Genomic DNA, 18,099 nt, shown 5'->3' with positions numbered 1-18,099 from the left:
AAGATCATTGATTTAAGCGGACGAGAACCATGGCCGGTAAGACAGTGACGCGAGCAGACTTGGCGGAATCGGTGTTTCGCAAGGTTGGTCTCTCCCGTACAGAGTCGGCCGAACTGGTCGAAACCGTGATCGACGAGATCTGCAACGCCATCGTCCGCGGCGAAATGGTCAAGCTTTCTTCCTTCGCGACCTTCCAGGTTCGCAGCAAGAACGAGCGGATCGGCCGCAATCCGAAGACGGGCGAGGAAGTTCCGATTTCGCCGCGCCGGGTGATGACCTTCAAGGCGTCCAATGTTCTCAAGCAGCGCATTCTGCGTTCGCATCTTCAGCGCAAGGCGAAGCAGAAGCCGCAGAACCCGGCCAGCTGACCGCGAAAGTCGTGGATCAGTCCAGCCAGCCTGTCGAGTTGCTTGAGACTTCCGGCGTAAATCGTCGAAATAGCTGCGAGTCGCGGCGTTTGCGTGCAATGGCTGTGCAGGAGCGGTAAGATGCAATTGGACAAGAGCCCGGACGCTTTTCGCACCATCAGCGAGGTGGCCGACGATCTCGATCTCCCCCAGCACGTTCTGCGCTTTTGGGAGACACGCTTTCCGCAGATCAAGCCGATGAAGCGTGGCGGCGGCCGTCGCTACTATCGCCCGGACGATGTCGAACTGCTGAAGGGCATCCGCCATCTGCTTTACGACCAGGGTTATACGATCAAGGGCGTGCAGAAGCTCCTGAAGACCAACGGCAACAAGTTCGTGATGGCGGTCGCCACCGGCGATGTCGCCACCATGGAAGCGCTCATGGCTGCCGGGGCGGCGAAGGGCGACGAGCCCAAGCTCGGCCCCCCGGAGGAGGACCAGATCGTCGGCCGGCCCAAGGCCAAGGCCAGCGGACGATTCTTCGGCTTCGGCGGCAGCGACGACGACATGCCGGAAATTTCCGTCGGCAAGGGAAGTTCCGTCGGCAAGGAAGACCGGGCCCTGCTGCAGGAAGCCCTGTTCGATCTGCTGGAATGCAAGCGCCTGCTCGACCAGGTGAGGTGAGGGGCAGCCTCCTCGGCAAATTCGTCGCTTTTACCCCTTGCGTGCCGAAGCCCTTGCCATTATGGAGAACGTGCTTTGCGAAAAGCAGGTCGGGGCGTAGCGCAGCCCGGTAGCGCACTTGACTGGGGGTCAAGGGGTCGCGTGTTCGAATCACGCCGTCCCGACCAATAATTTCTTGATATCCCAGCAGAAATCAGGATGTCGCCTCTGGCGGCTTTCTGCGTTTTTGGGCTTGCTCTCTGAGAAGCCAAGCGCAACGAGCGGTTTGAGGCACCGGCTTTTCCGGGGCCGTGCACCGACCGTTATGGCATTTCGGCGCTTCCCTTCGTGCTCCTTGTATCAGGCCTTACTTTTGACATCACTCATGGGCGATGATCGGTTTCTGTTCCGTCACGAGGTCACGATGTCCTACCTTTCCGTCTACAGTTTTTCCTTCGATCGCTCCAGTCAGACCTTCTATGCGCAGGGGGCTGCCGACTTCCCCTATTACGATCCATCGACGGGCGAGGATCTCAGCGACTGGCGCTTCTCCTCCATGATCGACGGCTATAATGTCGGCTCAGGTTACGGGTTCGGCTATATGTCGTTCACTGCCTTCAATGACTACGTGTCGAGCGGGACACACACGATCTCCGTCACCGCCTACAATGAGTGGACCGGCCAGGCCCTGCGCTGGACCGCGGAACTGGTCAACGACACGCTGGCGCGGGCCGGGCGCTACTATGTCGGTACGACTGGCACCGATATCTACTTCGGCGGTGGTTATGACGACGACATTTATCTCGGCTCGGGCAATGATTTCGCCGAGGGTGGGGCCGGCAGCGACCTGCTCGATGGCGGTTCCGGTGTCGACGAATTGCGGGGCGGATCGGGCGCCGATTTCATCCGCGGCGGTACGGGCGCCGACGGCATGTGGGGCGATACCGGCAATGACACATTCTACGTCGACAACGCCCAGGACAAGGTCTTCGAAGATTCCGGCGAAGGCTATGACCTGATCTACACCAGCGTGAGTTACGCCCTTGCCGCCGGAGAACATATCGAGGGCCTCAGGACCTCGAACGACAACGGCACGGCATCGATCAATCTGACCGGCAACGAACTGGCCAATACGCTGGTCGGCAATGCCGGCGCCAACATCCTCAACGGCCGGGCCGGCGCGGATCGCATGTTCGGCTTTGGCGGCGATGATACCTACATCGTCGACAATGCGGGCGACACCGTCACCGAGACCGCCGGGAACGGCGTCGATCTGGTCAATGCCTACGTCACCCACACGCTCTCGGCCAATGTCGAGATCCTGTCTCTCGAAGGCAGCGCCTCGATCAATGGTATCGGCAATGAACTGGCCAACACCATTCTCGGCAATGGTGGCGCCAACATCCTGAACGGCCGGGCCGGCGCCGACCGCATGTCGGGCTATGGCGGCAACGACACCTATATTGTCGACAACGCCAGCGATGTGGTGCGCGAGAACGCCGGTTCGGGGATCGACACCGTGCAGACGGCGGTCAGCCGCAATCTCGACGCCAATGTCGAGCGCATGACCCTGCTGGGGACTGCAAACCTCAACGCGGGCGGGAACTCACTTGCCAACGTGATTGTCGGCAACTCGGGTGCGAACCGGCTGAATGGCGGCACCGGCAGCGACACGCTGACCGGCGGTCAGGCGAACGACATCTTCGTGTTCAACTCGGCCCTCGGCGCCTCGAATATCGATACCATCACCGACTATTCCAATCCCGGCGGCAACAACGATACCATCTGGCTCGAAAACAGCATATTCACCGCGCTGACGGCGACGGGCGTGCTCGCATCGGCCGCCTTCAAGAACCTCGACCTGGCGGCGGCCGACAGCAGCGACCGGATCCTCTACGATCAGGACCACGGCGATCTCTATTATGACCGCGATGGTTCCGGAACGGCTTACAGCGCAATCAAGATCGCCGAGATCTCGAACTTCGCGACGCTCACCTACACCGACTTCTCCGTCATCTAGGCGGTGCCATTGAGCGTCGTCCCGGCGCGGCGCCGACATCCATGGGTCCCAGCGGGACCCATGGGCGGGTAGGACTTTTGCGCTGACGCCTGCCGAGGGTGGAAACCGGCTCCATCAAAGAGAACAGCAAGAGTGGAAAAAGGACCGCCCTGCAGGGGTTTTCTTGTCCTTTGAAGCTTTTGCCCTATAATTGCTGCATCGCAGCACTATATGAAATTTTGAACGAAGCCCGCCGGATGGGAACCGGAGCGCGCGGCGGGGCTTTACACGGGGAGTGATACTTCGAATTTTCGAGAAGGAATTCCTTTTTCATGCGCCTTAAGATTCCCATGCCGTTGTCCTTCATCCTCGGCCAGCAGAAAAAGCTACAGAAGAAGATCCTGAAGGCGATGCCTTCCTTGCCGCTTTCAGCGCCGGCGCGCACCGTGCGCCCGAGGAAGCCGCGCACGGTGCGCGCGCGCCTGCAGGAGGTCACCGGCTTCGGCACCAATCCCGGCCATCTTCGCATGCTGGAATATGTGCCGCCGAAGGCGCTCAAAGGCGCGCCGCTCGTCGTTGTTCTGCACGGCTGCCTGCAATCCGCCGATGATTTCGACCGGGGCAGCGGCTGGAGTTCGCTTGCCCGCGAGGGCGGCTTCGTGCTGCTCTATCCGGAACAGCGCAAGTCCAACAATCCCAACCTGTGCTTCAACTGGTTCCGGCCGAGCGCCGTCGCGCGCGATCGCGGCGAGTTGATGTCGGTCCGTCAGATGATCGACAATGCCTGCCACCGGCATCATGTCGACAAGAAGCGCATCTACGTTCAGGGTCTCTCGGCCGGTGGGGCCATGGCGTCTGCCCTTCTTGCAACTTATCCGGAACTGTTCGCCGGCGGCCAGATCGTCGCCGGACTGCCATACGGGGCGGCGCGCGATGCGATGTCGGCTCTTTCGGTGATGAATTCCGGGGTCAGCCGTTCCCCGCGCGAATGGGGCGACCTTGTGCGCGCCGTCACGCCGGAGGTAAAGAAGCGGCCGGTGGTCTCGATCTGGCATGGAACGGCGGACCGCGTGGTATCGGTCGCCAACGCCCGTGCCACGCTTGCGCAATGGCTGGATGTCTATGGCCTTGACGAGGCCGACGGCAAAGCCGTGACGATCAAGGGCCAAGGCGCGAGGATCTGGTATGATGCGGCTGGCAAGCCGTTGATCGAGTTCTGTCTGATCGAAGGTCTCGGCCATGGTCTGCCGATCATGTCGAAGAGATCGCCCACGGCAAAGGCGAGCATGCCGTACATGCTGGAGGGTGGCATCAGTGCGCCGACCCATATGAGCCGGGCCATCCTGGCGAGCCGCTGAACCGCCTGCTTGATCTCACGTCATGCCATGAAAAAGCCCGGGGAACCCGGGCTTTTTTTGTGTCCGCAAACCAGTGCCGGCCGTGGCGTGCCGCGCCGGCCGTAGCCAGAGGCCTTCAGTTTTCCTGGATCGTCACGCCGTCGCGTCCGATCGTCATTTCAACGCCCTTGGGCTTCGTCTCTTCGCGATAGAGATAGATGCCGAGGCCTACGACGACCACGGCCAATGCGCCGATGACCAGGTAAAGACCATTGTTCCGATTCATGCATAGCTCCTGTCAGGTGGGATGGGCGATAAATCGGCAGACGCGCATTTGTTTCCTGCGATGGCAGGATTCAGCCGTCATTGGTCGCGTTGAGATTTTCCGGCCGCAGACCTTCGCCGGTGTCGTGGCGTGCGACAAGCCTTACGCCCATGCCGCCCGGCGGACAATCCCCGTCGGCCAGAAAGGCGATGCCCGCCCTCTCCAGTGCGTTGCGAAGCGTGAGCAGCGTCGCCTGGTCGAGCGTGGCTGACTTTTCGTCCTCGACCTGCAGGATCATGAAGGCGGACACACCGCTCTTCGCTGAAAGCTGGTCGACGCTGAAGCCGAGGAGCGCGCGTGCGGCGCGGATTTGTGCCGGTGTGATCATGAGAGGGAATATGGCGGATATGTCGGAAAAATCAATCGCGCGCTTGTCTGTCTGCCAATGCCTGGCGATAGACGTCGAGCGTCTGGTCGACCATGGCGTCCACGCCGTAGCGACCGCTGCGCCCGCGCGCCGCGGCGACCAGTCGCGCGCGTGTTGCCGTGTCGCGGAGTTTTGCCATGGCCACGGCGAGCGGCACAGTGTCGTCGATGTTCGGCACGACGAGGCCGTTGACGTCATCGTCGAGCACGTTCGACGTTCCTCCGACGTCGGTCAGGATCAGCGGCAGGCCGGCTGCGGCGCCCTCCAGCATGACATAGGACATCGCCTCGTAGCGGCTCGTCATGACGAGCACGTCGAGCGCCTGCAAGGCCTCTGAACCGGGCAGGTCCGCATCGATGACGACGCGGTCCGCGATGGCGCCAGCGGCGATCTGACGCCGCACGTCAGATTCCAGTTCGCCGCTGCCGATGATCAGAAGCCGGGCTTCGGGCACGGTCCCGGCGATTGCGGCAAAGGCGGCGATGAGGCGTTCCGGCGCTTTCTGGGCGGAGAGACGGCCGATGAAGCCGAATACCAGGGCATCCTGCGGAATGCCGAATTGCCCGCGGATTTCCGTACGGCGACCACTCGGCATGGTCCCGACCCCGTTGACGACGACCGAGAGCTTGGTCGCGGGAATGCCGAGTCCGAGCGCGTGAGCGTATTCGTTCCCGGAGACGCAGATCAGCCGGTCGGTCAGGAACCGCCCGAGGAGACCTTCGATCGCGCCGAAGACCAGGCGGCCCTTCGACGACAATGTCGGGTCCATGGTGCGGAACGCGTGCGGCGTGTAGATGCGCGGAATATGCGGGCCGGGCAGGCGAAGGCGGGTCAGTGCGCCGGCCTTGGAGCTGTGTCCGTGGATGATGTCGAAGGGGCCCTCGTCGCGGATCAGGCGGTTGAGCGCCCGCCACGAGGCGTAGTCCTTGGGACCCACCGCCCGCAGCATGGGAAGGGCGATTACCTTGGCGAGGTCGAGACCCATCAGTTCGCGAACGAAGCGCGCCTCCGCGCGGACGGGCGAATAGACCGCCGTCACGGTGTGGCCGCGTGCCTTCAGCCCGGCACACAGGTCGACGAAATGGCGGCCGGAGCCGCCGCCGCTCGGTTCGAGCACTTCGAGGATTCGCAAGGGGGGCTCGCTCTTTCGCATGGATCAGGCAGGGGCGGGGCCGCGTCGCAGCATCCGCTGGTGACGCCACTCCAGCGCGCCGCAGCCCCAGACGATGCCGAGCAGCAGGTAGAAATGCCGCCAGTGGTCGGTGTCGATGACATTGCCGATGATCACGTGGCCGACGATGACGATCCAGGCGATCATCAGATAGGGCTGCCAGGGACGATCGCGCAGCAGGAGGCGGAAGCCGATCGTCAGCGTCCAGGCCATCATGGCGATGTAGGAGAGGAAGCCGAGCCAGCCATAGGTGGTGAGCGACTTCAGCCAGATATTGTGCTCGTCCTCGGGGAATATCTCGCTGAACACCATCGGCCCGATGCCGAGCGGGTTTTCCATCATCATGAGGAAGCCGATGCGATGGCGGGCGAAACGGCCGAGATGGCCGCCGTCATATTCCTTCACCAGCGTGGTGCGATCGAGAAACAGGTTGCGCACCTGCTCGAACTGGAGCGCGATCACCACTGCGACCACCAGAAGCACGACGGCCGCCAGCGAGAGCAGGAGGATTTTCAGCCGGAACGCGCCCGTCCGCTCCTTCAGGAGCAGGATGAAGACAAGAGCGATCGCCGAGAACAGGAACAATGCCCAGGCGGCGCGGGAGAACGACAGGAACACGCCGAGCGCGATGACCAGCAGGCCGGCGACCCTGAGCGGCGCGGAGGACAGCTTGCCGGTCAGAAGGCCGTGCATCAGGTAGAGCGCCGGCGCGATCAGGAAGGGACCGAAGACATTGGGGTCCTGGAAGGCACCCTTGGCGCGGTCATAGAGCGTGAAGGCCTCGGCGCCGGGAAAGGCGTGGAAATAGCCGAGGATGCCGAGCAGGGCGGTGACGATGGCGGCCGCCACCCAGGCCTGGAAGATCAGGCGAAGCCGCTGGTGGCGGTCCTCGATGATCGCCGCATAGAACACGGCGGTGAGCGCCAGGAAGGTGGAGACCGCCAGATACATCGGCCCGGTGCCGAGATCCTTCATCACGGTCAGAGACAGGATGCCGCCGACGTTGAAGGTCAGCAGGAAGGCCAGAAGCGGGGCCACGGCGCGCGAGATCTTCAGGCCGAGCAGGAACCAGACGGCAATCTGCACGACCATCAGCAGTTCGTAGGGCGCCGGTTCCGACATGACGAAGCCGGACAGAAAGACGCCGCAGGCCACCATCGCCGAGCCGAGCATCGTCAGGACCGCGATCTGCGGCCTGAACGCTACCGGATGATGGGTGTCGATCGCGCTCAATACGCATTTTCCGTGTTGAGCAGGCGGAACGGCGTCAGGAACAGGATCTTCAGGTCGAACAGCAGCGACCAGTTCTCGATATAGTAGAGGTCGTAAGCCGTGCGGAACTTGATCTTGTCGTCATTGTCCACCTCGCCGCGCCAGCCGTTGATCTGGGCCCAGCCGGTGACGCCGGGCTTGACCCGGTGGCGGGCGAAATAGCCCTCGACGACCTCGCCGTAAAGGCGGTCGCGGGTCTGGGCCATGACGGCATGCGGACGCGGGCCGACGAGCGAGAGATCGCCGCGCAGCACGTTGAAGATCTGCGGCAGTTCGTCGATCGAGGACTTGCGGATGAAGCGTCCGACCGGGGTGACGCGAGGGTCACCCTTGGTCACGGCCAGACGCGCCGTCGGGTCGCTCATTTCCGTGTACATCGAGCGGAACTTCAGCACGTTGATGACTTCGTTGTTGAAGCCGTGCCGCTTCTGGACGAAGAACACCGGCCCCTTGGAGGTCGCCTTGACGGCGATCGCCGCGCCGATGAAGACCGGCCAGAGCAGCAACAGGGCGACGATGCTGAAGAAGATGTCGAAGCCGCGCTTGGCGACCGAATCCCAGTCGCGGATGGGTTTGTCGAGGATGTCGAGCATCGGGACGGCGCCGACATGCGAATAGGAGCGCGGACGGAAGCGAAGGCTGTTCGAATGGGCGGCAAGGCGGATGTCGACCGGCAGCACCCAGAGCATTTTCAGAAGGTGGAGGATGCGCTCTTCGGCCGAGAGCGGCAGCGCAATGATCAGCATGTCGATATGGGCGAGCCGGGCGAATTCCACGAGTTCGGCGATCGTGCCGAGCTTCGGGTAGCCCGCGACCACGTCCGGCGAACGCGCGGAACCCCGGTCGTCGAAGATGCCGCAGATGCGGATGTCGTTCTCCGGCTGCTGCTCCAGCGCACGGATCAGGTCCTTGGCCGGCTTGCCGCCGCCAACGACGACGGCGCGGCGTTCCATGATGCCGTTGCGGGCCCAGCGGCGGATGCCGAAGCCGACGAGGTTGCGTTCGACGAAGAGGAAGGCGAGGCCGAAGCCGTACCAGGAGACGAGCCAGTCGCGGAAATCGAAGCCGCCGGCGCGAAACATGAAGAGGGCAAGCGCGACGAGGGCCGTGGCGAGCGTCCAACTGCCGGCGATGCGCGGCAGGGCACGGAGCGGCGTGCGTAGGGCCGAGACCTGATAACTGTCGGCGATCTGCATGAACAACACGGCGACGGCGGAGCCTGAAAGGCCGATGACCATATCGGTGAAGAAGCGCGAGGACGGGTCGTTGAAGAGAAAATAGTGGACCGCAAGCCCGATCGCGAACAGGCTGACGAGTTCCAGCAAACGCAATTGCCCGGTGATGATCGTGGGTGAATAGTTCTCGTCGCTGAACTGGGTGGCAATCTGCTTTGCCAGCGGATTGATCTCCGCCTCTTCGCCGGGTGCAGGTGCGGTCCCCTTGGCAGCGTCGCCGCTTTCCGAGACCTTCCGGCGCAAGGCGTCGATATCGAACTGTTCCGGCTTTTCCATCTGGTTCATCGCAATATCCCGCTCGTTGACGCGGGAGGATAGTGGAGACTTGCTAAGAAACGCTTGAGAATTGCCGGCGGTGAGCCCGAGGAAGGGCCAAGATTGGTTCAATTCGGCACAGAACAGCCGGAGCGCGCAGTCGGTGCGGTTTGACACGGATCAGCAAAGCGTGAGACGGATCGTGCCATGGGGTGGCTTGGCCGATCGGCCGATGCACAACGGGATGACTGCCTATGGAAAAGAAACACGTCTTCAACTTCAGCTATTTCCTGTTCGCCTTTGCGCTCCTGATGGCCTTCCAGGCCTGGATCGGCTATCGCGACTACACCCAGCTGAGCTACAGCGACATGGTCCGCATGGTCGGCGAGGGCCGCATCGCCTCCGTGACGCTGACCGAAAGCCGGGTCGAGGGCGAATTCAAGGAGCCGGTCGACGGGCGCAAGTATTTCATCGCCAATCGTGTCGATCCCGCGTTCGCCGCCCTGTTCGAAAAGGCCGGCGTCAAGATCACCGGCGCGAGCGACAGCAACTGGCTGACCTCGATTCTCTCCTGGGTCCTGCCGGTCATCGTCTTCTTTGCGCTCTGGTCCTTCTTCTTCCGCGGCATTGCCGAGAAGCAGGGCATGGGCGGCCTCATCAACATCGGCAAGTCGCGCGCCAAGATCTATCTCGAACGCAAGACGGGCGTGACCTTCGACGATGTCGCCGGCATCGACGAGGCGGAGGCCGAGCTGCAGGAAATTGTCTCCTTCCTCAAGGACAAGGACCTCTACGGCCGGTTGGGTGCCCGCATCCCGAAGGGCATCCTGCTGGTCGGTCCGCCCGGCACCGGCAAGACGCTGATGGCACGTGCGGTCGCCGGCGAGGCGGGCGTTCCCTTCTTCTCCATTTCGGGTTCCGAATTCGTCGAGATGTTCGTCGGCGTCGGCGCGGCCCGCGTGCGCGACCTCTTCGAGCAGGCAAGGCAGGCGGCGCCCTGCATCATCTTCATCGACGAGCTGGATGCGCTTGGCCGCGCCCGCAACTCGTTTGGCGGCATGGGCGGCAATGACGAGAAGGAGCAGACGCTCAACCAGCTGCTCGCCGAGCTCGACGGCTTCGACCCGCGCGTCGGCATCGTGCTGCTCGCCGCCACCAACCGCCCGGAAATCCTCGACCCGGCGCTGATGCGCGCCGGCCGCTTCGACCGGCAGGTGGTGATCGACCGCCCCGACCGGAAGGGCAGGGCGGCGATCCTCAAGGTTCACATGAAGAGCGTCACCATAGCGCCCAGCGTCAGCGTTGACGAGATTGCCGGGCTGACCCCCGGCTTCACCGGCGCCGATCTGGCAAACCTGATCAACGAAGCGGCCATCCTCGCCACACGCCGTGGCGCAGCCACCGTGGCCATGGAGGACTTCGTCGCCGCCGTCGAGCGCATCATCGCGGGCGCCGAGCGCCGCAGCCGCATCCTCAACGCCGATGAGCGCCGCCGCGTCGCCTATCACGAAATGGGCCACGCGCTGGTGGCGGCCGGTCTGCCCTCGGCCGATCCGGTGCAGAAGGTGTCGATCATTCCCCGTTCGATCGGTGCGCTCGGCTACACGCTGCAGCGCCCGACCGAGGATCGCTTCCTCATCACCTCCGGCGAGCTCAAGGACCGCATGGTCGTGCTGCTGGCCGGCCGCGCCGCCGAGGATCTGGTGTTCGGCGAAATCTCCACCGGTGCCGCCGACGATCTGGCCAAGGTGACCGACATCGCCCGCGAGATCGTCACCCGCTTCGGCATGGATGCCTCCGTCGGCCAGGCGGTGCTCGAGCCTCAGCGGCAGCAGTGGCTCGACGAGGGCCAGTTCCGGGTGCGGCCGAAGGACTATTCCGAGGAGACGGCGCGCGAGGTCGACCTCGCCGTGCGCAGGATGATTGAGGAATGCTACCAGCAGGCCAAGCAGGCGCTCGAAGGCCGGATCGAGACGCTGAAGGAGGGGGCAAAGCTGCTTCTGGAGCGTGAGACGCTGACGCCTGACGACTATGCGCCGCTGAAGCGGGTGGAGCCGGCATCGAAGCGGGCCGCCGAATAGGTCTGGGGCGGCGCCGGACCCGGTGCCGTTCAGTGCCTGGAGAGGCGCTCGTGATAGAGATCCGCCATCTGCTCGGCCATGGTCGAGGCGGAGAACCTGGCCTTGAAGGCTTCGGGTTCCGGCATGGTCGCGCCGTGCCAGTCCGGCGTGGTGATGGCGCGGACCATGACGCGGGCCAGATCCTGCGCGTCGCCCGGTTCGACCAGCGCATCGCTGTCGGCGCCCAGCACTTCCGGTATGCCGCCGACGCGCGTGGCGATCAGCGACTTGCCGGCGGCAAGAGCTTCCAGAACGATATAGGGCATCGCCTCGGCCCGGGACGGCACGACGATGATGTTCGACATGGTAAAGGCTTCCTTGATCGGCATGGCGGGAAGCAATCCGATACGCCGGCCGAAACCGCGCTGTTCGATCGTCTCGCGATACTTGTCCCGATCCGGGCCGTCGCCGATGATCAGCGCGCTGAGCGGATGCCCGACCAGGCGCTCGGTATGGGCGAAGGCGTCGATGAAGACGTCCGGACCCTTGAGATCGCGCAACATGCCGACATAGATGAAATGCACGCTGTCGGAGCGGGCCGGGATGGCGGCGAAGTCGCGGTCGCTGAGGCCGTTGTAGATCATCCGGTGAGCGCAGCGCGGCACGCCGATCTTCGTCTCGTAGATCCGGCGTTCATAGTCGCAGACGAAGACGATGGCATCCGTCAGGCGTTCGAGGACCCGCTCCGCGGCAAAGACGCCACGTCCGGAGATGGAGCTCTTGTCGAAATGCAGGCTGCCCCCGTGGGGCGAATAGAAGCGGGCAACGCGATACCTTTTCGCCCGCAAGGCTGAGCCGATGATGCGCACCACCGCGCCGCCCTTGGCGCCGTGGCCGTGCAAGACATCTGGCCGCAAACTTTTGATTTCCTTATAACTCTTGTAGAGCGCCGCGACATCGCCGAAGCCGACCGACCGGGCGATCGGCATGCGGTGCAGGCCCAGCGAGAGATACGGCATGATCTGGTCGAACAGGCGATCCTCATGCTCGGTGCCGGTCGTGCTGTCGCACAGGATGCCGACCTGGTGGCCGGCCCGGCTATGGTGTTCGGCGAGATCCCGCACGTGGCGGAAAATGCCGCCCACGGGAGATCGGAAGCAATGGAGGATGCGAAGCGGCGGTGCATCTGGCATGGATCAGAACAGCCGCTCGCGGACATAGATCGTATCGCCGGCCAGGATCGGGTCGGTGATCGGAACGCGGCCGGTCAGGATATTGCCGTTGATCTTGCGGGTGACGTCCACGTCGCGCTGGTTGGCGCGGGTCGAGAAGCCGCCGGCAATGGCGATGGCGTTGAGCACGGTCATGCCCGGGACATAGGAGTACTGACCCGGCTGTCCGACTTCGCCCATGACAAAGATCGAGCGATAGCGATCGATTTCGATGGTGACGTCCGGATCGCGCAGATAGCCCTGCTTGAGTTTCTGGGCGATCACGCCCTCAAGCTGGGAAACGGTCGCGCCGCGGGCCGCTACCTGTCCGACGAGCGGGAAGGCGACGTAGCCGGCCTGGTCGACGGTATAGGTGTTGCTGAGGCTCTGCTGCTCGAACACCGTGATGCGCAGCCGGTCGCCGCTGTCGAGGCGGTAGGGCTGGATCGTTGCTTCGTGGAAGACTTTCGGCACCGGCCGATAGGTCGCACAGCCGCTCATCGCCGCGACGATCGTCGCGACCAAGAGCAACATCATTCCCCTAGTGCCAGCCAGTAACATGCGCCGTCGCGCTCCCGATGCGAGAATTCGATACCGCCGTTATCATTCGGTTAGGGTTAACGGTCGGTAAAGGCGGCATGCATCCAATGGTCTTTCTGTCGATTTCGGCCTCTAGTCAGGGCGCGTGTGCGAGCGCCGCGGCCAATTAACGCTTGGGTTACCATGATCCTTTACATTCCCGCGAGAACTGTACCGGGAGTTGAGCATGTCGAGCGTAAGCAACGGTCACCAGGATGTAGATATCGATCTTGCACAGCTGTTTCGAGCCGTGTGGAAGCGCAAGGCGCGTATCCTGGCGGCGACGGCGCTTGTCGGCTGCCTGGCCTTTGTCGGCGCAAGCATGATCTCGCCCAAATACAGCAGCGAGGCGCGCATCCTGATCGAGCCGCGCGAACCGAATTTCACCACGCAGACCAATGTCCAGGCGTCGACCGAGCCTCTGTCTGACGAACTCAACATCGTCAGCCAGGTGCAGCTCCTGCAATCGGTCGACCTGATCAAGCAGGTGGCGCGCGACCTCAAGCTCTATGAACTGGAGGAATTCGATCCCGACACCAATCCCTCGGCCGTGTCCGACCTCCTGGTCATGCTCGGGCTGAAGAAGAACCCGCTCGACATGGCGCCGGAAGAACGGGTGCTGAAGGCCTTCCAGGAAAAACTGCAGGTCTACCAGGTCGAGAAGTCGCGCGTCATCGGCATCCAGTTCACTTCTAAGGACCCGAAGCTCGCTGCCGCGGTGCCGAACGCCATCGCCAATGTCTATCGCTCGCTGCAGAGCGGTGCCAAGCTGGACAGCAATTCCGAAGCGGCGCGCTGGCTCGAGCCGGAGATCGCCAATCTGCGCGAGAAGGTGAGGGAGGCCGAAAACAAGGTCGCCGAATACCGCGGCAATGCCGACCTGATGCAGGTCAGCGAAACGACGAATTTCTCCTCGCAGCAGCTGAGTGATATTTCCGCCGAACTGGCACGGGTCCGCGGCGAGCGGGCCGATGCCGAGGCCAAGGCCGAGAACGTGCGCAATGCGATCAAGGCCGGCAAGTCGACCGATACGCTGGTCGCCATCACCGGCAACGAGGCGATCCAGCGGCTGAAGGCCAGCGAGTCGGAAATCCGCGGCAAGATTGCCGACCTGTCGACGACATTGCTCGACGGCCATCCGCAGATGAAGGCCCTGCGTTCGCAGCTTGTCGGCATTCGCGAGCAGATCACCTCGGAATCGACCAAGATCGCCGCCGGGCTTGAAAACGACGCGAATGTCGCCCGTTCGCGCGAGACGCAGCTCATCCAGCAGTTGAACACGGTCAAGGCCGACAGCGCACGGGCGGGCACCGACGAGGTCGGCCTGAAGGCGCTGGAGCGCGAAGCGACGGCCCAGAGACAGCTGCTCGAAACTTATCTGGCTCGCTACCGCGAGGCGACGACGCGCCTCGACAAGGGGGCAAGCCCGGCCGATGCGCGCGTCATTTCCAGCGCCGTCGAACCGCATGAAGCGAGCTTCCCCAAGGTCATCCCGATCTCCATCGTCGCCGCGCTCGCCACTTTTGTGCTGAGCGCAGTCATCGTCATGCTCTCCGAACTGTTCAGCGGACGTGCCTTGCGCCCTGTCGGTCCCGTCATGCGCGGGGAAGGGCAGGAGCCCGCGGGCGAGTTCGTTGCCGAGACTGCGAACGAGCGTGCGGCCGCTGCCGTTTCAACGCCGCGTACCGTTGCGGCCCATACCATCCCGGCGAGCCTGCTTTCCGTCGAACCGGACGAGGAACTGGCGGACGCCATGGAGGAGACGCTCGAGCTACGGCCGCAGCCTCAGGCGGAGCCGGAAGACCAGGACGAGTTCTCGGTCGAAGCGGTGGCCAAGTACCTGATCGGTTCGCAGGCACGCATTGCCTTTGCCATCTCGCCCTCGGGCGACGACGGATCGACCGCCACCGTCATGCTTGCCCGCGAACTCGATGAGCGCGGCCGCAAGGTCGTGGTGATCGACATGACCGGTTCGGCTTGCCCGACCTGGCTGATGGCGGCGCGCAAGGATCTGCCCGGCATCACCGACCTACTGTGTGGCGCAGCACCGTTCTCGGAGACGATCCACCCGGATCGCCTGTCCGGCGCCGATGTCATTCCCCAGGGCAACTCGGACGTCCGCCAGGCCATGCGCGGTGCAGACCGCTTGTCGATGATCGCCGACGCGCTGGCCGACGCCTATGACCTGGTCCTGGTGGAATGCGGCCCGGCCAATGCCGAGAGCGTCTCACGGCTTAGCCGTAACGGCGCCCACGAGATCATTCTCTCGGCGCCGAAGCCGGACGAACAGGAACTGGTGGAGATCATGGCCGCCTTCGAGAAGGTCGGCTATTCCGATCTGGTGCTGATGAGCGGTGGCGGCAATAAGCAGCGCAAGGCGGCAGAGCGCAGCGCCGCCTGATCAGTCGTCGGTGCCGGTCGAGCGGACCGGTACTTCGTCGGCATGGGCCCTCAGGCGCTGGATCACCGAATAGAGCTGCGGATTGCCCTTGATCACGGCCTTGGCCCGCGTCACGCCGCGCTGGGCGATCGCCGCCAGGTGGCCGGTTGCGCTGACGGGTAGCAGGATGTCGTGCTGGACCGTCTCGACCGTGCACCAGCGGCGTTTGTAGTCCTGGTCGCCGAGGCCGAAGTCGAACAGGGCCGCACCCTCTTCGCAGCTGCGTTCGATCATCAGCCAGAACAGGAGTTCGCCGGGGCTGGCATCGGCCATGACGCTCTCGTCGATTGAGCCGAACTGGCAGATGACGTGGTCGCCCTTGCGCGACAGGCCGGCGATCGCCGCGATCCTGCCTTCGAACTCCCCCATCAGCCGGATGGCATGCAGTTCGAGCGGCGTATCGTGGCCGCCGCTGTCGGCCTCAAGCAGCAGGCGGAAGAAAGCCTGGGTTTCGGGCGCCTGGAAGACGTTCGGGATGCCAAGCGCCTTGAAGCGGATCGCCTTCTGTTCGAAGAAGGTATCGAGCAGTGCGTTTTTCTCCTTCGGCGTGCGGGCGATCACATGATCGAACCCGCCAGAAGCCTCCAGCCTGCGGCACTGGCTGCGGAATTTCTTGCGCCTGCGCTTGGCGTTCAGCTGGCCGATGGTCTGTTCGAAATCGGCCATCAGCGGCAATTGGAAGGCGTGATTCTGGTTCTCGATGGCCGGCAGGCCCGCCAGCGGATGGCGTTCGCCCCGCCATTCGAGCGGGATGTTGGTCAGGCTGACGAGGTCGGCCTTACCCGAGAGCAGGGTGGCGAGCGCCTGGCTGATCTGGGTCGCCTCGGTCGCCCCTGCACTGGCACGGAACCCGGACGAGAACAGGCCGCTATTGATGTTGTTGAAGCGCGCGCCGATGAACTGGGCGCTCTTGACCATGCTGTGCCGGACGATTTCGAGCGGCAGGATGAAGGCGGTTTCCTCTGCGCGGCGCCCGAGCACGATCGCCAGCGGATTGCGATGGGTCTTCGCCCAGGCGAGGCACCAATCATAGGCCTGGTGCAGCGAGTTGGCGGGATCGGCCTCAAGCCTGCGCCATTCGGCCTCCAGCGGCTCCATGCGGTCGAACAGGCGGATCTCGATATCCTGGCTCATGGTCACACCGCCCTCCTTGAGGCTTGCAGGTGCGCCAGGGCCGGCAGAGGCTGCCGTCACGCGTACGGTGCTGTGAAATTCCAGCGGCGATGTCTGCACAGTCCTTCTCCGACGGACGAAACTCTGCGCGGACCATAGCGAAGGGAGAAGGAAAAATCGGTTAGCGGCGGATGCATCTGCCGGATTACTGCAAGATGCGGTTATCGCCCGGTTAACAGCCGGGGAGACAAGTAAAGCACCAGGCTCTTTACTTGCGGATCGGACCGGCCATCCACTTGATGATCAGCATCGCCGGGAGGATCCAGAGCAGGCCGGAAAGCAGGAAGTAGAGGAAATGCACCCACCACGGCGACGTGCCGAGATAGGCGGATGCGATCGCCGTCGCGAGAATCGCGTATAGCAGGACGAGACAGATGATGAGGATGGTGCCAATGAATTTGCGCAACCTGAGAGGCATCGTCTATCTTCCTTTTCCGCGGCCGGGCGCTTCGCTGCCATGGGTGGGACGCGACCGCTTGCCGCAAACAGCCGGGCTTGTTTTGCACAGCCATGTCATGCAAATCAACTGGCGAAACAAGGATTGACGAATGACAAGCGCGATGACCGTCGACCAAACCGCCGTACGCCACAAGATCGTCCAGCTGGAAAGCAACCGCCGGGCCATCCGCATCTGGCTGGGCGTCGTGCTTCTCACGCTGTTCTGTCTGGTACTGGTCGGCGGCGCGACGCGGCTGACCGATTCCGGCCTGTCGATCACCGAATGGAAGCCGATCCACGGCGTTATTCCGCCGCTCAACGCCGAGCAGTGGGAGGAGGAGTTCCGCCTTTACCAGCGGATCCCCGAGTATTCGCAGATCAACAAGGACATGACGGTCGACGACTTCAAGCGGATCTTCTGGTGGGAATGGGCACACCGGCTGATCGCGCGCGGCATCGGTGTGATCTTCGCCGTTCCGTTGTTTTTCTTCTGGGTGACCGGCCGCATTGAGCGGCGGCTCAAGGGTCCGCTCCTCGGCATTCTGGCACTCGGGGCCTTCCAGGGCTTCATCGGCTGGTGGATGGTGTCGTCCGGGCTCGCCGAACGTGTCGACGTCAGCCAGTACCGGCTGGCGACCCATCTCGTCATCGCCTGCCTGATCTTTTCCGGCTGCGTGTGGATCATGCGCGGGCTTGCGCCGCATTCCGCTGACGAACCGCCGATGGAGAGCTCCCGCACCTGGGCCGCGGCGATCGCGGTCCTCGCCTTCTTCCAGATATATCTCGGCGCACTGGTCGCCGGCCTCGACGCCGGCCTCACCTACAACACCTGGCCGCTGATGGACGGCGCGATCATCCCCGGCGACCTCTTCATTCAGCAGCCAGCCTGGATCAATCTCTTCGAAAATCCGAAGACGGTCCAGTTCGTCCACCGCCTCGGCGCCTACGTGCTCTTCGTCGCGGCGCTCTCGCACATGGTCGGATCGCTGCGGGCCGCACCGGAAACGACCCACGCTCGGCGCTCGGTCGTGCTCTTCCTGCTGATCACCGTCCAGGCGGCGCTGGGCATCACCACGCTCCTTACGCAGGTGCAGCTCCATGTTGCGCTCGCCCATCAGGCGGGCGCGCTGATCGTGCTCGGCTTTGCGGTGGCCCACTGGCGGGGCTTTGTCGGCGCCTATCCGCCGGAAGTGGCGATCGCCGTCCGCGACTGACGACTGCCTGCTC

Annotated in this window: 16 protein-coding genes and 1 tRNA gene; 8 read left to right on the top strand and 9 right to left on the bottom strand. The window is 63.5% G+C overall.

Annotated features, from left to right (window positions below; genetic code table 11):
- Positions 1-29: 29 nt before the first annotated feature.
- The 5 genes from AC07Y0_RS10940 to AC07Y0_RS10920 all read left to right on the top strand — a co-directional run bounded on the left by AC07Y0_RS10940 (position 30) and on the right by AC07Y0_RS10920 (position 4,367).
- Entirely contained in the window at positions 30-368 is a 339-nt protein-coding gene (locus AC07Y0_RS10940; protein WP_498677131.1) for an integration host factor subunit alpha, read from the top strand.
- A gap of 120 nt (positions 369-488) precedes the next feature.
- The gene (locus AC07Y0_RS10935; protein ID WP_498677128.1) at positions 489-1,031 is read left to right on the top strand and encodes a MerR family transcriptional regulator; all 543 of its coding nucleotides are present in this window, start codon (positions 489-491) and stop codon (positions 1,029-1,031) included.
- A gap of 90 nt (positions 1,032-1,121) precedes the next feature.
- A tRNA-Pro gene (locus AC07Y0_RS10930) sits at positions 1,122-1,198 on the top strand.
- A gap of 236 nt (positions 1,199-1,434) precedes the next feature.
- The gene (locus AC07Y0_RS10925) at positions 1,435-3,030 is read left to right on the top strand and encodes a calcium-binding protein (protein ID WP_498677125.1); all 1,596 of its coding nucleotides are present in this window, start codon (positions 1,435-1,437) and stop codon (positions 3,028-3,030) included.
- 311 nt (positions 3,031-3,341) lie between these two features.
- Positions 3,342-4,367 (top strand): extracellular catalytic domain type 1 short-chain-length polyhydroxyalkanoate depolymerase, encoded by a 1,026-nt coding sequence (locus tag AC07Y0_RS10920; protein WP_498677123.1) that lies wholly within the window; start codon positions 3,342-3,344, stop codon positions 4,365-4,367.
- 115 nt (positions 4,368-4,482) lie between these two features.
- Here AC07Y0_RS10920 and AC07Y0_RS10915 read toward each other — a convergent pair whose 3' ends face one another.
- From AC07Y0_RS10915 to AC07Y0_RS10895, 5 genes are all read right to left on the bottom strand, one after another.
- Positions 4,483-4,632 (bottom strand): hypothetical protein, encoded by a 150-nt coding sequence (locus AC07Y0_RS10915; protein ID WP_028736023.1) that lies wholly within the window; start codon positions 4,630-4,632, stop codon positions 4,483-4,485.
- A gap of 70 nt (positions 4,633-4,702) precedes the next feature.
- Positions 4,703-4,999, bottom strand: coding sequence for a helix-turn-helix domain-containing protein (locus tag AC07Y0_RS10910; RefSeq protein ID WP_498677121.1), 297 nt, complete (start codon positions 4,997-4,999; stop codon positions 4,703-4,705).
- A 31-nt stretch (positions 5,000-5,030) separates the two neighbouring features.
- The gene (locus AC07Y0_RS10905) at positions 5,031-6,170 is read right to left on the bottom strand and encodes a glycosyltransferase (protein ID WP_498677120.1); all 1,140 of its coding nucleotides are present in this window, start codon (positions 6,168-6,170) and stop codon (positions 5,031-5,033) included.
- Positions 6,171-6,194: 24 nt separating this feature from the next.
- Positions 6,195-7,442 (bottom strand): O-antigen ligase family protein, encoded by a 1,248-nt coding sequence (locus tag AC07Y0_RS10900; RefSeq protein WP_498677118.1) that lies wholly within the window; start codon positions 7,440-7,442, stop codon positions 6,195-6,197.
- Positions 7,439-9,001, bottom strand: a complete 1,563-nt coding sequence (locus tag AC07Y0_RS10895) for an undecaprenyl-phosphate glucose phosphotransferase (RefSeq protein WP_498677116.1) — start codon at positions 8,999-9,001, stop codon at positions 7,439-7,441. The genes AC07Y0_RS10900 and AC07Y0_RS10895 overlap by 4 nt, the downstream gene beginning before the upstream one ends.
- A gap of 224 nt (positions 9,002-9,225) precedes the next feature.
- On the opposite strand from AC07Y0_RS10895, the gene ftsH reads away from it, so the two are divergent.
- Positions 9,226-11,052, top strand: coding sequence for an ATP-dependent zinc metalloprotease FtsH (ftsH, locus tag AC07Y0_RS10890; RefSeq protein WP_498677114.1), 1,827 nt, complete (start codon positions 9,226-9,228; stop codon positions 11,050-11,052).
- Positions 11,053-11,081: 29 nt separating this feature from the next.
- On the opposite strand, the gene AC07Y0_RS10885 is transcribed toward ftsH, so the two are convergent.
- Together AC07Y0_RS10885 and AC07Y0_RS10880 are read right to left on the bottom strand one after the other, a co-directional pair.
- Positions 11,082-12,224: a glycosyltransferase family 4 protein gene (locus AC07Y0_RS10885; protein WP_498677112.1), complete on the bottom strand. Its 1,143-nt coding sequence runs from the start codon at positions 12,222-12,224 to the stop codon at positions 11,082-11,084.
- Between the two features lie 3 nt (positions 12,225-12,227).
- Positions 12,228-12,803, bottom strand: coding sequence for a polysaccharide biosynthesis/export family protein (locus tag AC07Y0_RS10880; protein WP_498677110.1), 576 nt, complete (start codon positions 12,801-12,803; stop codon positions 12,228-12,230).
- 205 nt (positions 12,804-13,008) lie between these two features.
- Here AC07Y0_RS10880 and AC07Y0_RS10875 point away from each other — a divergent pair, with 205 nt between their 5' ends.
- Positions 13,009-15,222 (top strand): GumC family protein, encoded by a 2,214-nt coding sequence (locus AC07Y0_RS10875; RefSeq protein ID WP_498677108.1) that lies wholly within the window; start codon positions 13,009-13,011, stop codon positions 15,220-15,222.
- Here the strand turns inward: AC07Y0_RS10875 and AC07Y0_RS10870 are convergent, their stop codons facing one another.
- Both AC07Y0_RS10870 and AC07Y0_RS10865 read right to left on the bottom strand, forming a co-directional pair.
- The gene (locus AC07Y0_RS10870; protein WP_498677106.1) at positions 15,223-16,494 is read right to left on the bottom strand and encodes a GNAT family N-acetyltransferase; all 1,272 of its coding nucleotides are present in this window, start codon (positions 16,492-16,494) and stop codon (positions 15,223-15,225) included.
- A 148-nt stretch (positions 16,495-16,642) separates the two neighbouring features.
- On the bottom strand, positions 16,643-16,852 hold the full coding sequence (locus AC07Y0_RS10865; RefSeq protein ID WP_028736014.1) for a DUF2842 domain-containing protein: 210 nt from the start codon (positions 16,850-16,852) through the stop codon (positions 16,643-16,645).
- A 130-nt stretch (positions 16,853-16,982) separates the two neighbouring features.
- Between AC07Y0_RS10865 and AC07Y0_RS10860 the strand changes: the two genes are divergently transcribed.
- The gene (locus tag AC07Y0_RS10860) at positions 16,983-18,086 is read left to right on the top strand and encodes a COX15/CtaA family protein (RefSeq protein ID WP_498677102.1); all 1,104 of its coding nucleotides are present in this window, start codon (positions 16,983-16,985) and stop codon (positions 18,084-18,086) included.
- Positions 18,087-18,099 lie beyond the last annotated feature (13 nt).

It is taken from the genome of Allorhizobium sp. GW101-3B10, assembly GCF_059424725.1.
The sequence above is the reverse complement of the archived record's forward strand: the minus strand, read 5'-3'. Positions and strand labels throughout refer to the sequence as shown.

What these genes read in the sequence shown, in the direction of transcription:
- AC07Y0_RS10940 (WP_498677131.1), top strand. Translation starts at nt 30, where the DNA reads ATGGCCGGTAAGACAGTGACGCGAGCAGACTTGGCGGAATCGGTGTTT.
- AC07Y0_RS10935 (WP_498677128.1), top strand. Translation starts at nt 489, where the DNA reads ATGCAATTGGACAAGAGCCCGGACGCTTTTCGCACCATCAGCGAGGTG.
- AC07Y0_RS10925 (WP_498677125.1), top strand. Translation starts at nt 1,435, where the DNA reads ATGTCCTACCTTTCCGTCTACAGTTTTTCCTTCGATCGCTCCAGTCAG.
- AC07Y0_RS10920 (WP_498677123.1), top strand. Translation starts at nt 3,342, where the DNA reads ATGCGCCTTAAGATTCCCATGCCGTTGTCCTTCATCCTCGGCCAGCAG.
- AC07Y0_RS10915 (WP_028736023.1), bottom strand. Translation starts at nt 4,632, where the DNA reads ATGAATCGGAACAATGGTCTTTACCTGGTCATCGGCGCATTGGCCGTG.
- AC07Y0_RS10910 (WP_498677121.1), bottom strand. Translation starts at nt 4,999, where the DNA reads ATGATCACACCGGCACAAATCCGCGCCGCACGCGCGCTCCTCGGCTTC.
- AC07Y0_RS10895 (WP_498677116.1), bottom strand. Translation starts at nt 9,001, where the DNA reads ATGAACCAGATGGAAAAGCCGGAACAGTTCGATATCGACGCCTTGCGC.
- ftsH (WP_498677114.1), top strand. Translation starts at nt 9,226, where the DNA reads ATGGAAAAGAAACACGTCTTCAACTTCAGCTATTTCCTGTTCGCCTTT.
- AC07Y0_RS10885 (WP_498677112.1), bottom strand. Translation starts at nt 12,224, where the DNA reads ATGCCAGATGCACCGCCGCTTCGCATCCTCCATTGCTTCCGATCTCCC.
- AC07Y0_RS10880 (WP_498677110.1), bottom strand. Translation starts at nt 12,803, where the DNA reads ATGTTACTGGCTGGCACTAGGGGAATGATGTTGCTCTTGGTCGCGACG.
- AC07Y0_RS10875 (WP_498677108.1), top strand. Translation starts at nt 13,009, where the DNA reads ATGTCGAGCGTAAGCAACGGTCACCAGGATGTAGATATCGATCTTGCA.
- AC07Y0_RS10865 (WP_028736014.1), bottom strand. Translation starts at nt 16,852, where the DNA reads ATGCCTCTCAGGTTGCGCAAATTCATTGGCACCATCCTCATCATCTGT.
- AC07Y0_RS10860 (WP_498677102.1), top strand. Translation starts at nt 16,983, where the DNA reads ATGACAAGCGCGATGACCGTCGACCAAACCGCCGTACGCCACAAGATC.